The organism is Halotolerantifilum yawarlongkerapense, from assembly GCF_054506745.1.
The window spans coordinates 2154403-2169979 of sequence record NZ_CP199719.1; the positions used below are offsets into that span (position 1 = coordinate 2154403).

Genomic DNA, 15577 nt, shown 5'->3' on the forward strand with positions numbered 1-15577 from the left:
CATAAAGAGAAGACACTTTTTCTTAGAAACAACTTGGTTTTGATTTGCTGTATGCGATTTTGAGTGAGCGAAAGCTTGCTTACAATTGAAGAATCCGGTGACGATAGCGAGAAGGATACACCTGTTCCCATCCCGAACACAGACGTTAAGCTTCTCAGCGCTGAAGGTACTTGGGGAGCAGTCCCCTGGGAGAATAGGACGTTGCCGGTCTTCACATCATCACAATCCATCGCGGGGTGGAGCAGTTGGCAGCTCGTCGGGCTCATAACCCGGAGGTCGCAGGTTCGAATCCTGTCCCCGCAACCATTACATATACCTGGCCCCTTGGTCAAGCGGTCAAGACACCGCCCTTTCACGGCGGTAACGGGGGTTCGATTCCCCCAGGGGTCACCATTAAGCGGTCCAGTAGTTCAGCTGGTTAGAACGCTAGCCTGTCACGCTAGAGGTCGAGGGTTCGAATCCCTTCTGGATCGCCAAATTTTAATGCTGGTGTAGCTCAACTGGTAGAGCAGCTGAATCGTAATCAGCAGGTTGCGGGTTCAAGTCCCATCACCAGCTCCACGAAAAGATCGACGTCTTTCCTAACGGAAGACGTCTTCTTTTGGTTTTTGGCACCTTCTCTCAGTTGACCTCCTTTGTTTAAACAGACTGGGTGAGGGTAATCATATCTATGGTAAGGAAATATCACGGTTGAAGAATAAGGAGGAAGATGCATGTCACAATATCATGAACCGGTAGAACGGTTAGACGAAGAGACGATGAACTTCACGCGGGCACTGAACAGTTTGAAGGAAGAAATTGAAGCCGTCGATTGGTATCAGCAGCGCGTTTCCGCCACGAACGATCCGGACCTGAAGGCGATCCTGGCCCACAACAGGGATGAGGAGATCGAACACGCCTGTATGACCCTAGAGTGGTTACGTCGCAACATGCCGGCTTGGGATGAAGAGCTACGCACCTACCTTTTCCAAGAGGGCCCGATCACAGAGATCGAAGAGGGCGAAGAAGAAGAGGGCGAACAAGAGAAAGAAGACCTGGGCATCGGTTCTCTTTAAGACAGAAAGAAACAACGAAAATGTTAAGGATACGATCCAATTGATCATTCGAAAGGAGTGTACGTATGTTAAAACGCAATTTAGCACCGATTGAAAAGGCGGTTTGGAGCGAAGTGGACGAAACGGCCAAAGGGGTTCTGGAGGCTTTCTTGACCACCCGTCGTGCGCTTAAGGTGAACGGTCCCAAGGGACTTGATTATACGGTGGTGCCCGAAGGACGATTGGCCGAGATCCAAGAGGAAGAGGGTCTCTGCTACGGAGCCTACAAGGTACAACCCCTGCTCGAAGCCAGGGCTGAGTTTGAAATGAACCGCTGGGAGCTGGATAACCTGCTGCGCGGTGCAAAGGATATCGATTACACATCACTGGAAGAAGCGGCTAAAAAAATGGCGCTCTTCGAAGAGAAAATTCTCCTTCACGGATCAGACGATGGTCTGGTAACGGGTTTGGTCGGGGCAGCTGAGAAGAACCTTGCCTTCGGCGCTGACGCCGACGAGGTCATGGCCCAGGTCACAGAAGGCGTTCTGGCCCTGCGCGATGCCTATGCCGGTGGTCCCTATGCGCTGATCGTAGGCAAGGAGCTCTATAAAAAAATCCAAATGATGGGCAAGGGCTATCCGCTCAGGAAGCGTCTGGAGAACCTGTTGGGTATGGCGCCGCTTTACTCCCATGCCATTGAGGGCGCGGTACTGGTCCCCTATAAGCACGAAGACCTTGAATTGACCATCGGTCAAGACCTGGCGGTGGGTTACCAATCCTCCGATAATGAGAAGGTCAAGTTCTTTATCACCGAGTCCTTCACGCTACGCGTGCTCGATCCGGCATTGATCGTAACCTTCGACGCTTAGGCGAGATCACCAGATGATCGACAGGGATCCGGATTACACCGGGTCCTTTTTTTGGTACAATAATGTCATTGGACACTCTTCCCGGGGAAAAAAGGAGCGGCATATGATCGAGACGGCAGGCAGACCCATCACAGCATCACAACTAGGGCGAACCCTTTCGCACGAGCATTTCGGTTGGGAGGGATCGCAGGGGCTCTACCGGTACGTGAACCGGTGGCACGACGCAGACCAGACGCAGGAGGCCTTCGAGCGCTTGGTGCCGGTTCTACGCGCACTGAAAGGCTGTGGCCTGGACAGCATCGTGGAAGCGTCGCCACCTCGGGGCGGCCAGAACCCAACGCTCCTCCACCTTCTACAGGAAGCCACGGGGGTGCAGATCTTGCTGAACACGGGCGCTTATCTTCCGAGGGCTTTTTTCGATCTGCATCCGGAGCTGTCCTTTGAACAGATGGCAGCCTCCTGGATCCGTGACCGGAGGGAAGGACTGATAACGGTGGACGGGTACGTGGTGAGACCGGCTTACATTAAACTCCTGCTTGGGGACGGCCATCCCTCACTTTCGCGCGTTGACGAAGGCCTCCTGCACGCCGCGATCACCACGTCGAAAGTCACGGGGATGCCGATTCTCTGTCATCTGCTCAAGGCCTCATCCGCGGAGCGGGCCCTGGAGATCCTGACAAGCAGCACCTTGGATCCCGAGAAATTTTGCTGGGCCCATGCAGACCGCGAGGAAAACCTCGATCTGATCGATCGCTTCGTGGCCCGCGGGCATTACGTGGCTTTCGATCAAGTGCGACCCGACAGCTATGAGAAGGTCATGCGGTTGATGGCTCACATGAACAGGACCGGAAGGGCTGACCGGGTGATGCTGAGTCAAGATCTAGATTTCACCGAGGAGATCGAGGCGAAGGCGGGGGAGAACATCGAGGGACTTCTTAGGGACTTCTACCCCCTGGCAGTGAACGCTGGCTACCGCGAGGCCGTGGACAGTATGCTGGTGGCTGCACCAGCGCGATTTTTCGATGTAAACGATGGGCTAGAAGGAGAATAAACATGCAATCTGTGATGATCGATTTGAAAGACCATGCACTGAGGGGCAAATTACACCTGGCCCCCGACTATGCTTTCCGTCCCCTTGTCTTCTATGCCGGTTGTTTCACCTGCACGATGGATTATCTGATCCTCCGTAGGTTGGGGCAGCACTGGGCAGACCAGGGGATCAGCTGGTTTTCTTTTGATTTCTCCGGGCTGGGGCGATCGGGGGGACGCTTCGAGGAGACGACCCTCGAGACAATGGTCTGCGATTACCGGGCTGCCCACGAGACGGTATCGGCACTCGTGAAAAAACCTGAGATCTTGGTGGGGCACTCCCTGGGTGGTTTTCTTTCGGCGCTTGAGAAGGAGGACCTGGGGGCTCGGCGCCTGATCACGCTGGCGGCTCCTGTCGATCTCAAGGGGCTGAAGCGGCGTCTGTCCGAGATCGACTACGACGGACGAGGGCGGGGCACACTAGTCGTGGGACCTGGTCATTTCACCGTCAGGCGTTCATTCTTGGAAAGTGTGGAGCAGGCTGTGCAGGAGGGTGTTAAACCGGAAGGTCAATCCGATCACTTGGTCATCCACTCCCCCGTAGACCGGGTGGTGGACTTTGACCAGGGTGTGCGGCTCCACGAGGCGGCTTCGTCACCGAAACAGCTTTGGAAAGCCGAGGGGATGGACCATCTTTTCAAAGGAATCGAGAGAGAGAAAGCGCTACTCGACGAGATGGATCGGTGGATTTTCAAAAGTTGAGTTTTTCCTCTTGACGCTCCGGCGTTTTTCATGGTAGACTATGAGAGTCGCTTCGGGCCGGAAGGTCTGGAGCATGGACAACAGCATAAAAAGGGACTTGACAGTTTGTAGCTCCTTTGATATGATATATAAGTCGCAAGATACGTGAAAACGATACCGCGACAGCAGTTTGATCTTTGAAAACTGAATCGTACGAAACGTCAATTTTTTATTAGAGCTATGGTTTCAAAATTTTTTCAAAGAGTTTGATCCTGGCTCAGGATGAACGCTGGCGGCGTGCTTAACACATGCAAGTCGAACGAGAAGCGAGGGAACGGACACTTCGGTGGAAGGGAACTTGCGGAAAGTGGCAGACGGGTGAGTAACGCGTGGGCAACCTGCCCTGAACAGAGGGATAGCCACCGGAAACGGTGATTAATACCTCATGAAGCGAGAAGGTCGCATGACCTGCTCGTTAAAGATTTTATCGGTTCAGGATGGGCCCGCGTCTGATTAGCTAGTTGGTAGGGTAACGGCCTACCAAGGCGACGATCAGTAGCCGACCTGAGAGGGTGATCGGCCACACTGGAACTGAGACACGGTCCAGACTCCTACGGGAGGCAGCAGTGGGGAATATTGCACAATGGGCGCAAGCCTGATGCAGCAACGCCGCGTGAATGATGAAGGCCTTCGGGTCGTAAAATTCTGTTCTAAGGGAAGAAGCAGTGACGGTACCTTAGAAGCAAGCTCCGGCTAACTACGTGCCAGCAGCCGCGGTAATACGTAGGGAGCAAGCGTTATCCGGAATCACTGGGCGTAAAGAGTGCGTAGGTGGTCCATCAAGCCTGAGGTGAAAGGCAACGGCTCAACCGTTGTAAGCCTTGGGAACTGTTGGACTTGAGTACAGGAGAGGAAAGTGGAATTCCTAGTGTAGCGGTGAAATGCGTAGATATTAGGAGGAACACCAGTGGCGAAGGCGACTTTCTGGACTGTAACTGACACTGAGGCACGAAAGCGTGGGGAGCGAACAGGATTAGATACCCTGGTAGTCCACGCCGTAAACGATGGGTACTAGGTGTCGGCATGCGAGTGTCGGTGCCGCAGTTAACGCAATAAGTACCCCGCCTGGGGAGTACGGTCGCAAGACTGAAACTCAAAGGAATTGACGGGGACCCGCACAAGCAGCGGAGCATGTGGTTTAATTCGAAGCAACGCGAAGAACCTTACCAAATCTTGACATCTCCTTGATCGCTCTTTAACCAGAGCTTTCGACCTTTGGTCGACAGGGATGACAGGTGGTGCATGGTTGTCGTCAGCTCGTGTCGTGAGATGTTGGGTTAAGTCCCGCAACGAGCGCAACCCTTGCATTTAGTTGCCAGCATTAAGTTGGGCACTCTAGATGGACTGCCGGTGACAAACCGGAGGAAGGTGGGGATGACGTCAAATCATCATGCCCTTTATGATTTGGGCTACACACGTGCTACAATGGTCGGTACAACGGGCAGCGACTGCGCAAGCAGGAGCGAATCCTTATAAGCCGATCTCAGTTCGGATCGTGGGCTGCAACTCGCCCACGTGAAGCTGGAGTTGCTAGTAATCGCGAATCAGCATGTCGCGGTGAATGCGTTCCCGGGTCTTGTACACACCGCCCGTCACACCATGGAAGTTGGGAGCACCCGAAGTCAGTGATCCAACCGCTTTAAGCGGGGGAAGCTGCCGAAGGTGAGACCAATGACTGGGGTGAAGTCGTAACAAGGTAGCCGTATCGGAAGGTGCGGCTGGATCACCTCCTTTCTAAGGAGAATCATAAAAAATAAGCCTTTAATGAAAAGACGTTCGTACGATTCAGTTTTGAGAGCTCAAACTCTCAAAATTTCATATGCCACGCATACCAGATGCGTGGAGACAAGGAAAAGCTGGGGGTATAGCTCAGTTGGGAGAGCACCTGCCTTGCACGCAGGGGGTCAGGAGTTCGAGTCTCCTTACCTCCACCATTTTGATTTCTTTTGTCGCATATGAAACGCTCATTGAAAATTGCATACAGCAAAACTTCTTAAAATCTAAGAAAAAAACCAAGCTGAAATTTGAAAGAGAGAATCTCTTTTTTAAAAGATCTGATCGCCGACTCAAGGTGAAGCAGGTCAAGTAAGTAAGAGCATAAGGCGGATGCCTTGGCACTTGGAGCCGATGAAGGACGTGGTAAGCTGCGAAAAGCCCCGTGTAGCCGCAAGCAGGCGATGATACGGGGATGTCCGAATGGGGAAACCCCCTCGCGTTCATCCGCGAGGACCGTCAGGTGAATACATAGCCTGACGGGGGGAACCCGGTGAACTGAAACATCTAAGTAACCGGAGGAAGAGAAATAAAACAATCTATTTTCCGAGTAGCGGCGAGCGAAAGGGAAAGAGCCCAAACCGAGACCTACGGGTCTCGGGGTTGCGGACGGACGAATAAAGTTTAGGGATAAGTCTAGTCGAAGATGCCTGGGAAGGCACACCAGAGCGGGTGATAGTCCCGTAGACGAAAGGTGGACCCGGACGACGTCCGATCCAGAGTACCACGGGACACGAGAAATCCTGTGGGAAGCAGGGAGGACCATCTCCCAAGGCTAAATACTACCAAGTGACCGATAGCGCATAGTACCGTGAGGGAAAGGTGAAAAGAACCCCTGGAGGGGAGTGAAATAGAACCTGAAACCTTATGTTTACAAGCAGTGGGAGCAAGCATGACTTGCGACCGCGTACTTTTTGTAGAACGGGCCAACGAGTTACGTTATGCAGCGATAGGTTAAGGTGCTTGAGCACCGTAGCCGTAGCGAAAGCGAGTCTGAATAGGGCGACGAGTTGTATGGCGTAGACCCGAAACCGTGTGACCTACCCATGAGCAGGGTGAAGCAGAAGTAAAATTTTGTGGAGGCCCGAACCCATGTCTGTTGAAAAAGGCTGGGATGACTTGTGGGTAGCGGAGAAATTCCAATCGAACACGGAGATAGCTGGTTCTCCCCGAAATAGCTTTAGGGCTAGCCTGAGGAAATGAGACACGGAGGTAGAGCACTGACTAGCCTAGGGGGCTTCACCGCCTACCGAAGCTTATCAAACTCCGAATGCCGTGATCTTTATCCTTGGAGTCAGACAGCGTGTGATAAGATTCGTTGTCGAGAGGGAAACAGCCCAGACCATCAGCTAAGGTCCCCAAGTGTGGATTAAGTGGGAAAGGATGTGACATTGCCTAGACAACTAGGATGTTGGCTTAGAAGCAGCCACGCATTGAAAGAGTGCGTAATAGCTCACTAGTCGAGTGATGTCGCGCCGAAAATTACCGGGGCTAAAATCCACCACCGAAGCTATGGATTAGAAGACTTAAGGTCTTCTAGTGGTAGGGGAGCATTGTATACGGGACGAAGCTGTACTGTAAGGTATGGTGGACTGTATAGAAGAGAGAATGTTGGCATGAGTAGCGAGAGGTGTGTGAGAATCACACCGGCCGAAAACCTAAGGGTTCCTGAGGAAGGCTCGTCCACTCAGGGTAAGTCAGGACCTAAGCCGAGGACGAAAGTCGTAGGCGATGGACAACAGGTGAAGATTCCTGTACCGCTTTAGAAGCGTTTGAGAGATGTGGTGACACAGGAGGATAGGCAGAGCGCGCGATTGGAAGAGCGCGTCCAAGCAGCAAGCTTGATGGGATAGGCAAATCCGTCCCGTTAAAAGGTGAGCTGTGATGGGGAGTGAACTTAAGTAACGAAGCTGTCGATTTCAAACTGTCGAGAAAAGCCGCTATCGAGTTTTTAGGGCGCCTGTACCGTAAACCGACACAGGTAGGTAGGAAGAGAATTCTAAGGCCAGCGAGAGAACCATTGTTAAGGAACTCGGCAAAATGACCCCGTAACTTCGGGAGAAGGGGTGCCGCGCGTAGGGTGTCAAAGCCTGAGGCGGCCGCAGAGAATAGGCCCAAGCGACTGTTTACCAAAAACACAGGTCTCTGCTAAATCGAAAGATGATGTATAGGGGCTGACGCCTGCCCGGTGCTGGAAGGTTAAGAGGAAAGGTTAGCGTAAGCGAAGCTTAGAATCGAAGCCCCAGTAAACGGCGGCCGTAACTATAACGGTCCTAAGGTAGCGAAATTCCTTGTCGGGTAAGTTCCGACCCGCACGAAAGGCGTAACGATTTGGGCGCTGTCTCAACAATGGACTCGGTGAAATTGTAGTACCGGTAAAGATGCCGGTTACCCGCAGCAAGACGGAAAGACCCCGTGGAGCTTTACTGTAGCTTGGCACTGGATTTTGGTATGGGATGTACAGGATAGGTGGGAGACATAGAAGCATGCGCGCCAGTGTGTGTGGAGTCGTCCTTTGGATACCACCCTTTCCATACCAGTGTTCTAACCAGGAGCTGTGATCCAGCTCTGGGACAATGTCAGGTGGGCAGTTTGACTGGGGCGGTCGCCTCCTAAAGAGTAACGGAGGCGCCCAAAGGTTTCCTCAGCGCGGTTGGAAATCGCGCAAAGAGTGCAAAGGCATAAGGGAGCTTGACTGCGAGACATACAGGTCGAGCAGGGACGAAAGTCGGGCTTAGTGATCCGGTGGTACCGCATGGAAGGGCCATCGCTCAACGGATAAAAGCTACCCCGGGGATAACAGGCTTATCTCCCCCAAGAGTCCACATCGACGGGGAGGTTTGGCACCTCGATGTCGGCTCGTCTCATCCTGGGGCTGTAGTAGGTCCCAAGGGTTGGGCTGTTCGCCCATTAAAGAGGCACGCGAGCTGGGTTCAGAACGTCGTGAGACAGTTCGGTCCCTATCTGCTGTGGGCGTTGGATATTTGAGAGGCTCTGTTCCTAGTACGAGAGGACCGGAATGGACGCACCGCTGGTGGATCAGTTGTCCTGCCAAGGGCATAGCTGAGTAGCTACGTGCGGAAGGGATAAGCGCTGAAGGCATCTAAGCGCGAAGCCCCCCTCAAGATGAGATATCCCATCATTTATGAGTAAGACCCCAGATAGACCATCTGGTTGATAGGCCAAGGGTGAAAGGGCAGTAATGCTTTTAGCTGATTGGTACTAATCGGTCGAGGACTTGACCTAAGGCGAACCTTGGGTTGGTGAGAAGATCATAAAGAGAAGATACTTTTTCTTAGAAACAACTTGGTTTGATTTGCTGTATGCGATTTTGAGTGAGCGAAAGCTTGCTTACAATTGAAGAATCCGGTGACGATAGCGAGAAGGATACACCTGTTCCCATCCCGAACACAGACGTTAAGCTTCTCAGCGCTGAAGGTACTTGGGGAGCAGTCCCCTGGGAGAATAGGACGTTGCCGGTCTTCACATCATCACAATCCATCGCGGGGTGGAGCAGTTGGCAGCTCGTCGGGCTCATAACCCGGAGGTCGCAGGTTCGAATCCTGTCCCCGCAACCATTACATATACCTGGCCCCTTGGTCAAGCGGTCAAGACACCGCCCTTTCACGGCGGTAACGGGGGTTCGATTCCCCCAGGGGTCACCATTCACGGGAGCATAGCTCAGCTGGGAGAGCATCTGCCTTACAAGCAGGAGGTCACAGGTTCGATCCCTGTTGCTCCCACCAATAGCATCACAAAACGCGGGCGTGGCGGAACTGGCAGACGCGCTAGATTTAGGTTCTAGTGTCTACGACGTGGGGGTTCAAATCCCTTCGCCCGCACCATTTTTTTCTTGCGGAAGTGGCTCAGTGGTAGAGCATCGCCTTGCCAAGGCGAGGGTCGCGGGTTCAAATCCCGTCTTCCGCTCCATTTATGCCCAGATAGCTCAGTCGGTAGAGCAGGGGACTGAAAATCCCCGTGTCGGTGGTTCGATTCCGCCTCTGGGCACCATCATAGGTCGTCTGCGAGTTGACTCGCGGTCGACCTATATTCCTTTTCCCATCCGGAGAGGTACCGAAGTGGCCATAACGGGGCGGTCTTGAAAACCGTTAGGGCGCAAGCCCACGTGGGTTCGAATCCCACCCTCTCCGCCATGATTTGCGATGAAGAGCCCAAGAAGGCTCTTTTTTTTTGTGCCCGGGCTTTTCTAAGGGGGCCCTTCTCTGATATCATGAGTGCACAAGGTCCTCATTTCACGAAAAGGTATAAAATTTTTCTATAGGTAGTTGAAATGCTTTTGTTTTTCTTATAGACTATTGGGTAATAGTACATCAAGCGGGGTGATATGCAATGATCAGGAATCAAGCGATCGACTTAAAACTGATGACGACACTTTTTGCCTTCTGGATGCTCTTGACATGGAATCCTTCCCTTCAGAATATCCTGGTGGGCCTCGTGATCTCTGCTGTGGTCATGGTGATCACGGAACTCACGGAGTCGCATAAGGGCCAGAGTGTATTTAGCAATCTGAATCTGATTAATTTTACGCTGTTCGTCGTGCGCGTGATCATGGATATTTTTATCGCCACGTATGAACATGTGAAAAAAATTCGCAAGAACGATGCATGGAGCGCCATCATCTATCACGAACTGACCTGCCAAGACGTATTGCTCAAGACGCTTATCGCCAATGCGGTAACGCTGACGCCGGGGACTATCAGCCTGGAGATCCAGGGCAATACCCTGATCGTCCTGGCCCTTGTTCGAGACGTGTCGGAGGTAGAAGAATTTAAAACGGTCATCATTCCACGGTACGAGCGAATTTTCGGGAGGAAAAAAAGATGACGATCATTTCTCTGACCAACATCATATTGCTCTTGGCCATCTCGTTGACGCTCTACCGTCTATTTGCCATACGGAGCATCTGGGATAAGCTCCTGAGCCTGAATCTGCTCAGCATCAAGATGCTACTGCTCTTTACGATCATCAGTGTCGATCGGGGTGACCCGAACCTACTCGACATCTCCATGACCTTTGCCATTTTGAGTTTTCTAGTGGTCTTACTACTCAGCCGATTTGTCATCATGGGGGGGCGGACGAAATGATCGGAGATATCCTATTGCTGTTTGGAGCCCTTTTGGTGATCCTGGGCATGATCGGGATCTTTGTCTTCAAAGACCTCTACGCCAGGATCCTGACCTCGAGTATGATTGACTCAGCGGCTACCGTGGCCATACTGGTGGCCCTGATGTTCAAGGTCGGTTGGAATACCCTGACGCTGAAGCTTTTTATCATCCTGGCCTTCCTACTGATCACATCACCGGTGTCCAACCACCTGATTGCATCTAGCGCCCACCTCAATGGCGTTGAACCGGAGGAGGAATACCGATGATCCTCAAGTACATCATGCACGTGCTGTTGATCCTAGTGGCCATCATGACGATCAAAGAGCGGAACTACCTGCGGATGATCATTTACTTCTCTGTCTTCAGCCTGGTGATTTCGGCTCTCTATTTCCTCAACTCGGCCCCGGACGTGGCCATCGCGGAAATCGCCATCGGTAGTGCTCTGATCCCGCTGATCTTTCTGCTCACCGTTTCCAAGCAGCGGGTCTTTATCGTCACAGGAGACGTGATGAACCAATGCTTTATCGATGACACGGGCAACTGCAAATCGATTCTGCAGGACTTCTGTGATTTTTACAACCTGGACCTGAGGATCATGACCCATGTCGATGAGGAAGATCTCCAGCTCACGGGTGTGTTTCGAAAGGTGAACATTGACCTGTACGTAGAGAAGCGAGAGAACATGGAAGCCTTTTATCTCGTGGGAAAAGAATCGAGTATCCTCATGAACAAACTTGAAAAAATGGTGGAACCGTATGCCAACCTCCAGGTGATCCTGGTGCCGGATATCGATATGGGGGACTAAGACATGAGAAAAATCATCAATATCCTGATCCTGAGCCTCTTCTTCTATGCCTTTGTCACCATGGTGAGCTTCGAACCCAATGAAGCGGCCAAGAACTACTACATCGCCAACACGCAGACCGAGGTCAAATCGAATAACATCGTCACGGGGATCTATTTGGATTACCGGCTCTTCGACTCCCTGTTTGAGACGAGCATCCTGTTCGTAGCAACCACCGGTGTGATCTTCATGGCAAAGAAAGACGTGGACATGCACTAGCGAAACGCCCCGAAAGGCAGGTGATCCCTCATGCGGACCTCAACGATCCTGCGGACCATGAGCCGCTTTCTCTATCCCTATCTGATCCTGTACGGTGCTTACGTTACCCTGCACGGCCACCTGACACCCGGTGGCGGTTTCCAGGGTGGGGCTATCGTGGCCACGGGTTTTCTCCTTCACGTTTTCTTTCGACCGGAGCGGTTCCCCCTGGCCATTCTGTCGACCATCGAGAAATTACTCTACGCCCTCCTGCTCTTCGTCGGAGGTCTCTCCTACTTCACAAAGGGCGTTCATTTCACCAACTTCTTCATCGAACCCAATGTGCTGTTTCTCATACTCTTGAACTTTATCATCGGATTCAAGGTGACCTTGGGTCTGATCAACATTTTCGAATCATTTATCGAGGAGGGGGAAGGCGATGTTTAACCTGTATATGGCGTTGATCTTGTTCCTCATCGGTATCTACGGGCTGATGATGTCCAAGGATATCATCAAGTCCATCGTGAGTTTTAACATCGCGGAGGTGGCCTTGATCCTGCTTTTTCTCGACATGGCCGCCCTCGATGGGACCGAAGTGCCGATCTTCTGGGATGGAGTCAAGAATTTCGTCGACCCCCTACCCCAGGCCCTGATGATCACCACGATCGTTGTGGGCGCTTCGATCACAGCACTGGTGCTGATGATGAGCATCAAGATCTTCCACTATTTCGGATCGCTCGACTGGGACGATGTGCTGAAGCGGGAGCTGTAGTATGTTGACCCTGGTCTTCCTGCCGATCGCCTTTGCACTGCTCCTGTACATTGCAGACCGCGAGCGTTTGAACCGGTTGAGTCCCTATGTGATCCTGCTGGAGATTCCTCTGGCCGCAAGGCTTCTCTACCGGGTGGCCACCCAGGGGGAGATTCGCCTGCTCATGGGTGGTTATCCAAGACACATCGGAATCGAGCTGCTCGTGGATCCCCTGATGGCCGGTTTTGTCTTACTGGGGTCGATCCTCTGGCTCTTTAGTTGCCTGTACGCGATGACAAAGTGGTCCGGGGACAGCAAGTACTACTTTTTCTTTCATTTCTTGAGAGGCGCCTACTACGCCTTTTTGTTTTCTAACGACCTGTTCAATATCTTTGTCCTCGTGGAACTGATCTCGCTCATCTCCGCGGTGCTGATCACCTACAAAAAAGATGGCTTTGCCGTCCGCGCGGGCTTTTACTACCTGCTTTTCAACAGCGTGGGCATGGTCTTCTATCTTTTGGGGATCATGGTCATCTACCAGAGCATTGGATCGCTCAATTTATCGGATCTGGTGCTGATGCCCGATGGTACAGCGCTGAAGTTCAGCCTGTCCCTGATGGTAGTGGCCTTCGGGGTCAAGTCGGCCTTCTTCCCGGTCTACAACTGGCTACCCAAGGCCCACGCTGCTGCACCCACGTCCATCTCCATGCTACTCTCGGGCCTTCTCGTGAAGTCGGGGTTCGTGGGTCTGATCAAGGTCTTCCGTGTGCTCGGTAGCCAGGGGTTTACCGAGTACATGCTGATCATCGGTACCCTTACGGCCACGGTGGGTTTTCTTTTCGCATTGAGCCAGAAGGACCTCAAGATGACCCTGGCCTTCAGTACCGTGAGCCAGTCGGGTCTGATTCTCATGGGTTTGGTGGGCAACGAGGTGGTCTTCGTCGGAGGACTGCTCCACCTGTTCAACCACGCGCTTTTTAAATCGGCCCTCTTCCTCATCGCCGGGGTACTCATCGCCGCCTATAACACGCGGCGGATCGAGGAGATCAGGGGTATCTTCCAGACGATGCCCGACATCGCCTTCGTCATGATGCTGGCCATGCTATCGATCACCGCCATGCCCTTTACCAATGGCTACTACTCGAAAGCGCTGATCGCCAAGGGAGACTACCCCCTGCTCATCGGTGGGATGATCCACGTCATCAACATCGGGACCATGGTCTATTTCATCAAGATCGCCGGGGTCTTCCGGCGGGACCGCGTCCACGAAAAGCGTATTCAGGTACCGATCAACAAGCGGATCGCGATCCATGGACTCGGCCTCCTCCTCATCCTTACGGCGGCGCTGGAACCCTGGATCATGGCGCAGTTCGCCGACATCGAGATTGCCGTTTCCATGGGAAGCTTCGCTACCTTTGGCATTTACGCGGCGGTGGCCCTCTTGCTCAACCGCTTGTTCGTTCGCAAGGAACATCCCTATCTCTATCACCTGAGACATTTCAGGTTGTCCTTTGCCGACGCCAATATCCTTATGATGCTGTTCATTATCACGGCCGTCTGGTTCACGCTCTAAAGGAGGGGTGACTGTTGTTCGTATTGATTTTCTTGCCGATCCTGTTCGCTCTGCTCTTGTACATCGTGGACAAGCCGCGCTTGAATCGTCTCAGTCCCGCGGTGATCTTCGTGGAAATCGGACTGGCCGCCTACCTCTTTTACGATGTGATAGACAAGGGCCAGCGTACGATCCAACTCGGGGGATACGATCCCCACGTGGGCATCGAGCTTCTGGTGGACCCCCTGATGGCTGGCTTCGTGCTCCTTGGACCGATCCTGTGGCTCTTCAGCTACTTCTACGCCATCACCAAGTGGACGGAGGACGCTAAGTTTCATTTTTTCTTCCACTTTCTGAGGGGAACCTACTACGCCTTTATCTTTTCCAACGACCTCTTCAACATCTTCGTGCTGGTGGAGCTGATCTCCCTGCTCTCGGCGGTGCTGATCACCTACAAGAAGGATGGTTTCTCCATCCGAGCGGGTTTTTACTACCTGCTCTTCAACAGCGTGGGCATGGTCTTCTACCTGCTCGGTGTGATGATCATTTACCAACAGACCGGGTCGCTGAACCTTTCCCACATGGCCATGATGCCACCGGGACCCATGCTCAAGTTCGCCATCGCCCTGATGGTGGTGGCCTTCGGGGTCAAGTCCGCCTTCTTTCCGGTGTACAACTGGCTTCCCACGGCCCATGCCGCGGCGCCCACGTCGATCTCCATGCTGCTCTCCGGCCTTCTCGTCAAGACCGGTTTCGTGGGGCTCATCAAGGTCTTCCGGGTGCTCGGCAGCCAGGGCTTCACCGAGTACATGCTGGTGATTGGGGTGCTCACAGCGGTCATCGGCTTCCTCTTCGCCGTGAGCCAGAAGGATCTCAAGCTGATCCTGGCCTTCCACACCATCAGCCAATCGGGTCTGATCCTGATCGGTCTGGCGGGACAGGGCCCCGTCTTCGTCGGGGGGCTTTTGCACCTGTTCAACCACGCACTCTTCAAATCCGAACTCTTCCTCGTGGCCGGAGTTTTGATCGGGGCTTACAACACCCGGCGGGTGGACGAGATACGGGGTCTTTTTCAGACCATGCCCGGCATGGCGGTCATGATGGCCCTGGCCATGCTGTCCATCACGGCTTTTCCCTTCACCAATGGTTACGTGTCCAAGGCGTTGATCGCCAAGGGCTCCTACGGAACGGCCATGACCTACGCCCTCCACGTGATCAACTTCGGAACGATCCTTTCTTTCTTTAAAGTCTCCACGATCTTCCAGCGCGATAGTTTCCACCAGAAACCGCTCCACGTCCCGAGGAACAAGAAGATCGCCATCTACGGACTCGGCGTGGTCCTGCTTTTCTCGGCCTTCCTGGAGACCTTCTTCCTGGGCTACTTTGCGCCGGGCACCTACGTGAAGATCACACCCATGAGTTTTGCGAACTTTGCGATCTACCTCCTGGGGGCGATTTTATTCTACCGCTTTTTCATCAAGCGGGAGCACCCCTGGATCGCATGGCTCAGACACTTCAAACTTTCCTTTGCCGATGCCAATATCCTGATGATGATCTTTCTGATCACAGCGGTGTTCTTCAGCCAAAATTAAAACCGTAC

Annotated in this window: 13 protein-coding genes, 12 tRNA genes and 4 rRNA genes; all 29 read left to right on the forward strand. The window is 53.0% G+C overall.

The features are described from left to right. Window positions 1-93 precede the first annotated feature (93 nt). The 29 genes from rrf (ACULM0_RS10645) (at window position 94) to ACULM0_RS10785 (ending at window position 15569) form a co-directional block, all read left to right on the forward strand. Window positions 94-210: ribosomal RNA gene (rrf, locus tag ACULM0_RS10645) — 5S ribosomal RNA — on the forward strand. Window positions 211-230: 20 nt separating this feature from the next. Next, window positions 231-306: transfer RNA gene (locus ACULM0_RS10650), tRNA-Met, on the forward strand. A gap of 12 nt (window positions 307-318) precedes the next feature. Beyond that, window positions 319-393 (forward strand) — tRNA-Glu (locus ACULM0_RS10655). Between the two features lie 6 nt (window positions 394-399). Then, a tRNA-Asp gene (locus ACULM0_RS10660) sits at window positions 400-476 on the forward strand. 9 nt (window positions 477-485) lie between these two features. After that, a tRNA-Thr gene (locus tag ACULM0_RS10665) sits at window positions 486-561 on the forward strand. A 152-nt stretch (window positions 562-713) separates the two neighbouring features. Further along, the gene (locus ACULM0_RS10670; RefSeq protein ID WP_463677525.1) at window positions 714-1055 is read left to right on the forward strand and encodes an encapsulin-associated ferritin-like protein; all 342 of its coding nucleotides are present in this window, start codon (window positions 714-716) and stop codon (window positions 1053-1055) included. A gap of 65 nt (window positions 1056-1120) precedes the next feature. Then, window positions 1121-1903 (forward strand): family 1 encapsulin nanocompartment shell protein, encoded by a 783-nt coding sequence (locus tag ACULM0_RS10675; RefSeq protein WP_463677526.1) that lies wholly within the window; start codon window positions 1121-1123, stop codon window positions 1901-1903. A 103-nt stretch (window positions 1904-2006) separates the two neighbouring features. Continuing rightward, on the forward strand, window positions 2007-2954 hold the full coding sequence (locus ACULM0_RS10680) for a phosphotriesterase family protein (RefSeq protein WP_463677527.1): 948 nt from the start codon (window positions 2007-2009) through the stop codon (window positions 2952-2954). A 2-nt stretch (window positions 2955-2956) separates the two neighbouring features. Then, the gene (locus ACULM0_RS10685; protein WP_463677528.1) at window positions 2957-3694 is read left to right on the forward strand and encodes an alpha/beta hydrolase family protein; all 738 of its coding nucleotides are present in this window, start codon (window positions 2957-2959) and stop codon (window positions 3692-3694) included. A gap of 233 nt (window positions 3695-3927) precedes the next feature. Next, window positions 3928-5467 (forward strand): 16S ribosomal RNA (locus ACULM0_RS10690). A 124-nt stretch (window positions 5468-5591) separates the two neighbouring features. Beyond that, window positions 5592-5667 (forward strand) — tRNA-Ala (locus tag ACULM0_RS10695). 145 nt (window positions 5668-5812) lie between these two features. Then, a 23S ribosomal RNA gene (locus ACULM0_RS10700) occupies window positions 5813-8752 on the forward strand. Window positions 8753-8871: 119 nt separating this feature from the next. Next, window positions 8872-8988, forward strand: a 5S ribosomal RNA gene (rrf, locus tag ACULM0_RS10705). Together the 16S, 23S and 5S rRNA genes with 8 tRNA genes alongside form the textbook arrangement of a ribosomal RNA operon. Before the next feature lie 20 nt (window positions 8989-9008). Further along, window positions 9009-9084: transfer RNA gene (locus ACULM0_RS10710), tRNA-Met, on the forward strand. 12 nt (window positions 9085-9096) lie between these two features. After that, window positions 9097-9171: transfer RNA gene (locus ACULM0_RS10715), tRNA-Glu, on the forward strand. Window positions 9172-9176: 5 nt separating this feature from the next. Then, window positions 9177-9252 (forward strand) — tRNA-Val (locus ACULM0_RS10720). A 15-nt stretch (window positions 9253-9267) separates the two neighbouring features. Then, window positions 9268-9351 (forward strand) — tRNA-Leu (locus ACULM0_RS10725). A gap of 10 nt (window positions 9352-9361) precedes the next feature. Beyond that, window positions 9362-9436, forward strand: a tRNA-Gly gene (locus ACULM0_RS10730). A 5-nt stretch (window positions 9437-9441) separates the two neighbouring features. Continuing rightward, window positions 9442-9517, forward strand: a tRNA-Phe gene (locus tag ACULM0_RS10735). 54 nt (window positions 9518-9571) lie between these two features. Next, a tRNA-Ser gene (locus ACULM0_RS10740) sits at window positions 9572-9660 on the forward strand. 196 nt (window positions 9661-9856) lie between these two features. Beyond that, the gene (locus tag ACULM0_RS10745; protein WP_463677529.1) at window positions 9857-10351 is read left to right on the forward strand and encodes a Na+/H+ antiporter subunit E; all 495 of its coding nucleotides are present in this window, start codon (window positions 9857-9859) and stop codon (window positions 10349-10351) included. Continuing rightward, window positions 10348-10611, forward strand: coding sequence for an MrpF/PhaF family protein (locus tag ACULM0_RS10750; RefSeq protein WP_463677530.1), 264 nt, complete (start codon window positions 10348-10350; stop codon window positions 10609-10611). The genes ACULM0_RS10745 and ACULM0_RS10750 overlap by 4 nt, the downstream gene beginning before the upstream one ends. Continuing rightward, window positions 10608-10898 carry a monovalent cation/H(+) antiporter subunit G gene (gene mnhG / locus ACULM0_RS10755; RefSeq protein WP_463677531.1) on the forward strand — a complete coding sequence of 97 codons (291 nt, stop codon included), beginning with the start codon at window positions 10608-10610 and terminating at the stop codon, window positions 10896-10898. Before ACULM0_RS10750 ends, mnhG begins: the two co-directional genes overlap by 4 nt. Continuing rightward, window positions 10895-11437, forward strand: coding sequence for a Na(+)/H(+) antiporter subunit B (locus tag ACULM0_RS10760; protein ID WP_463677532.1), 543 nt, complete (start codon window positions 10895-10897; stop codon window positions 11435-11437). Before mnhG ends, ACULM0_RS10760 begins: the two co-directional genes overlap by 4 nt. 3 nt (window positions 11438-11440) lie before the next feature. After that, window positions 11441-11695, forward strand: a complete 255-nt coding sequence (locus ACULM0_RS10765; RefSeq protein WP_463677533.1) for a hypothetical protein — start codon at window positions 11441-11443, stop codon at window positions 11693-11695. 30 nt (window positions 11696-11725) lie between these two features. Beyond that, window positions 11726-12121: an MnhB domain-containing protein gene (locus ACULM0_RS10770; protein ID WP_463677534.1), complete on the forward strand. Its 396-nt coding sequence runs from the start codon at window positions 11726-11728 to the stop codon at window positions 12119-12121. After that, a complete protein-coding gene (locus ACULM0_RS10775) occupies window positions 12114-12446 on the forward strand; it encodes a sodium:proton antiporter (RefSeq protein WP_463677535.1) in 333 nt (110 codons plus the stop codon). Before ACULM0_RS10770 ends, ACULM0_RS10775 begins: the two co-directional genes overlap by 8 nt. Window position 12447: 1 nt before the next feature. Then, window positions 12448-13998 (forward strand): complex I subunit 5 family protein, encoded by a 1551-nt coding sequence (locus tag ACULM0_RS10780; protein ID WP_463677536.1) that lies wholly within the window; start codon window positions 12448-12450, stop codon window positions 13996-13998. Between the two features lie 14 nt (window positions 13999-14012). Then, the gene (locus ACULM0_RS10785) at window positions 14013-15569 is read left to right on the forward strand and encodes a complex I subunit 5 family protein (protein ID WP_463677537.1); all 1557 of its coding nucleotides are present in this window, start codon (window positions 14013-14015) and stop codon (window positions 15567-15569) included. Window positions 15570-15577 lie beyond the last annotated feature (8 nt).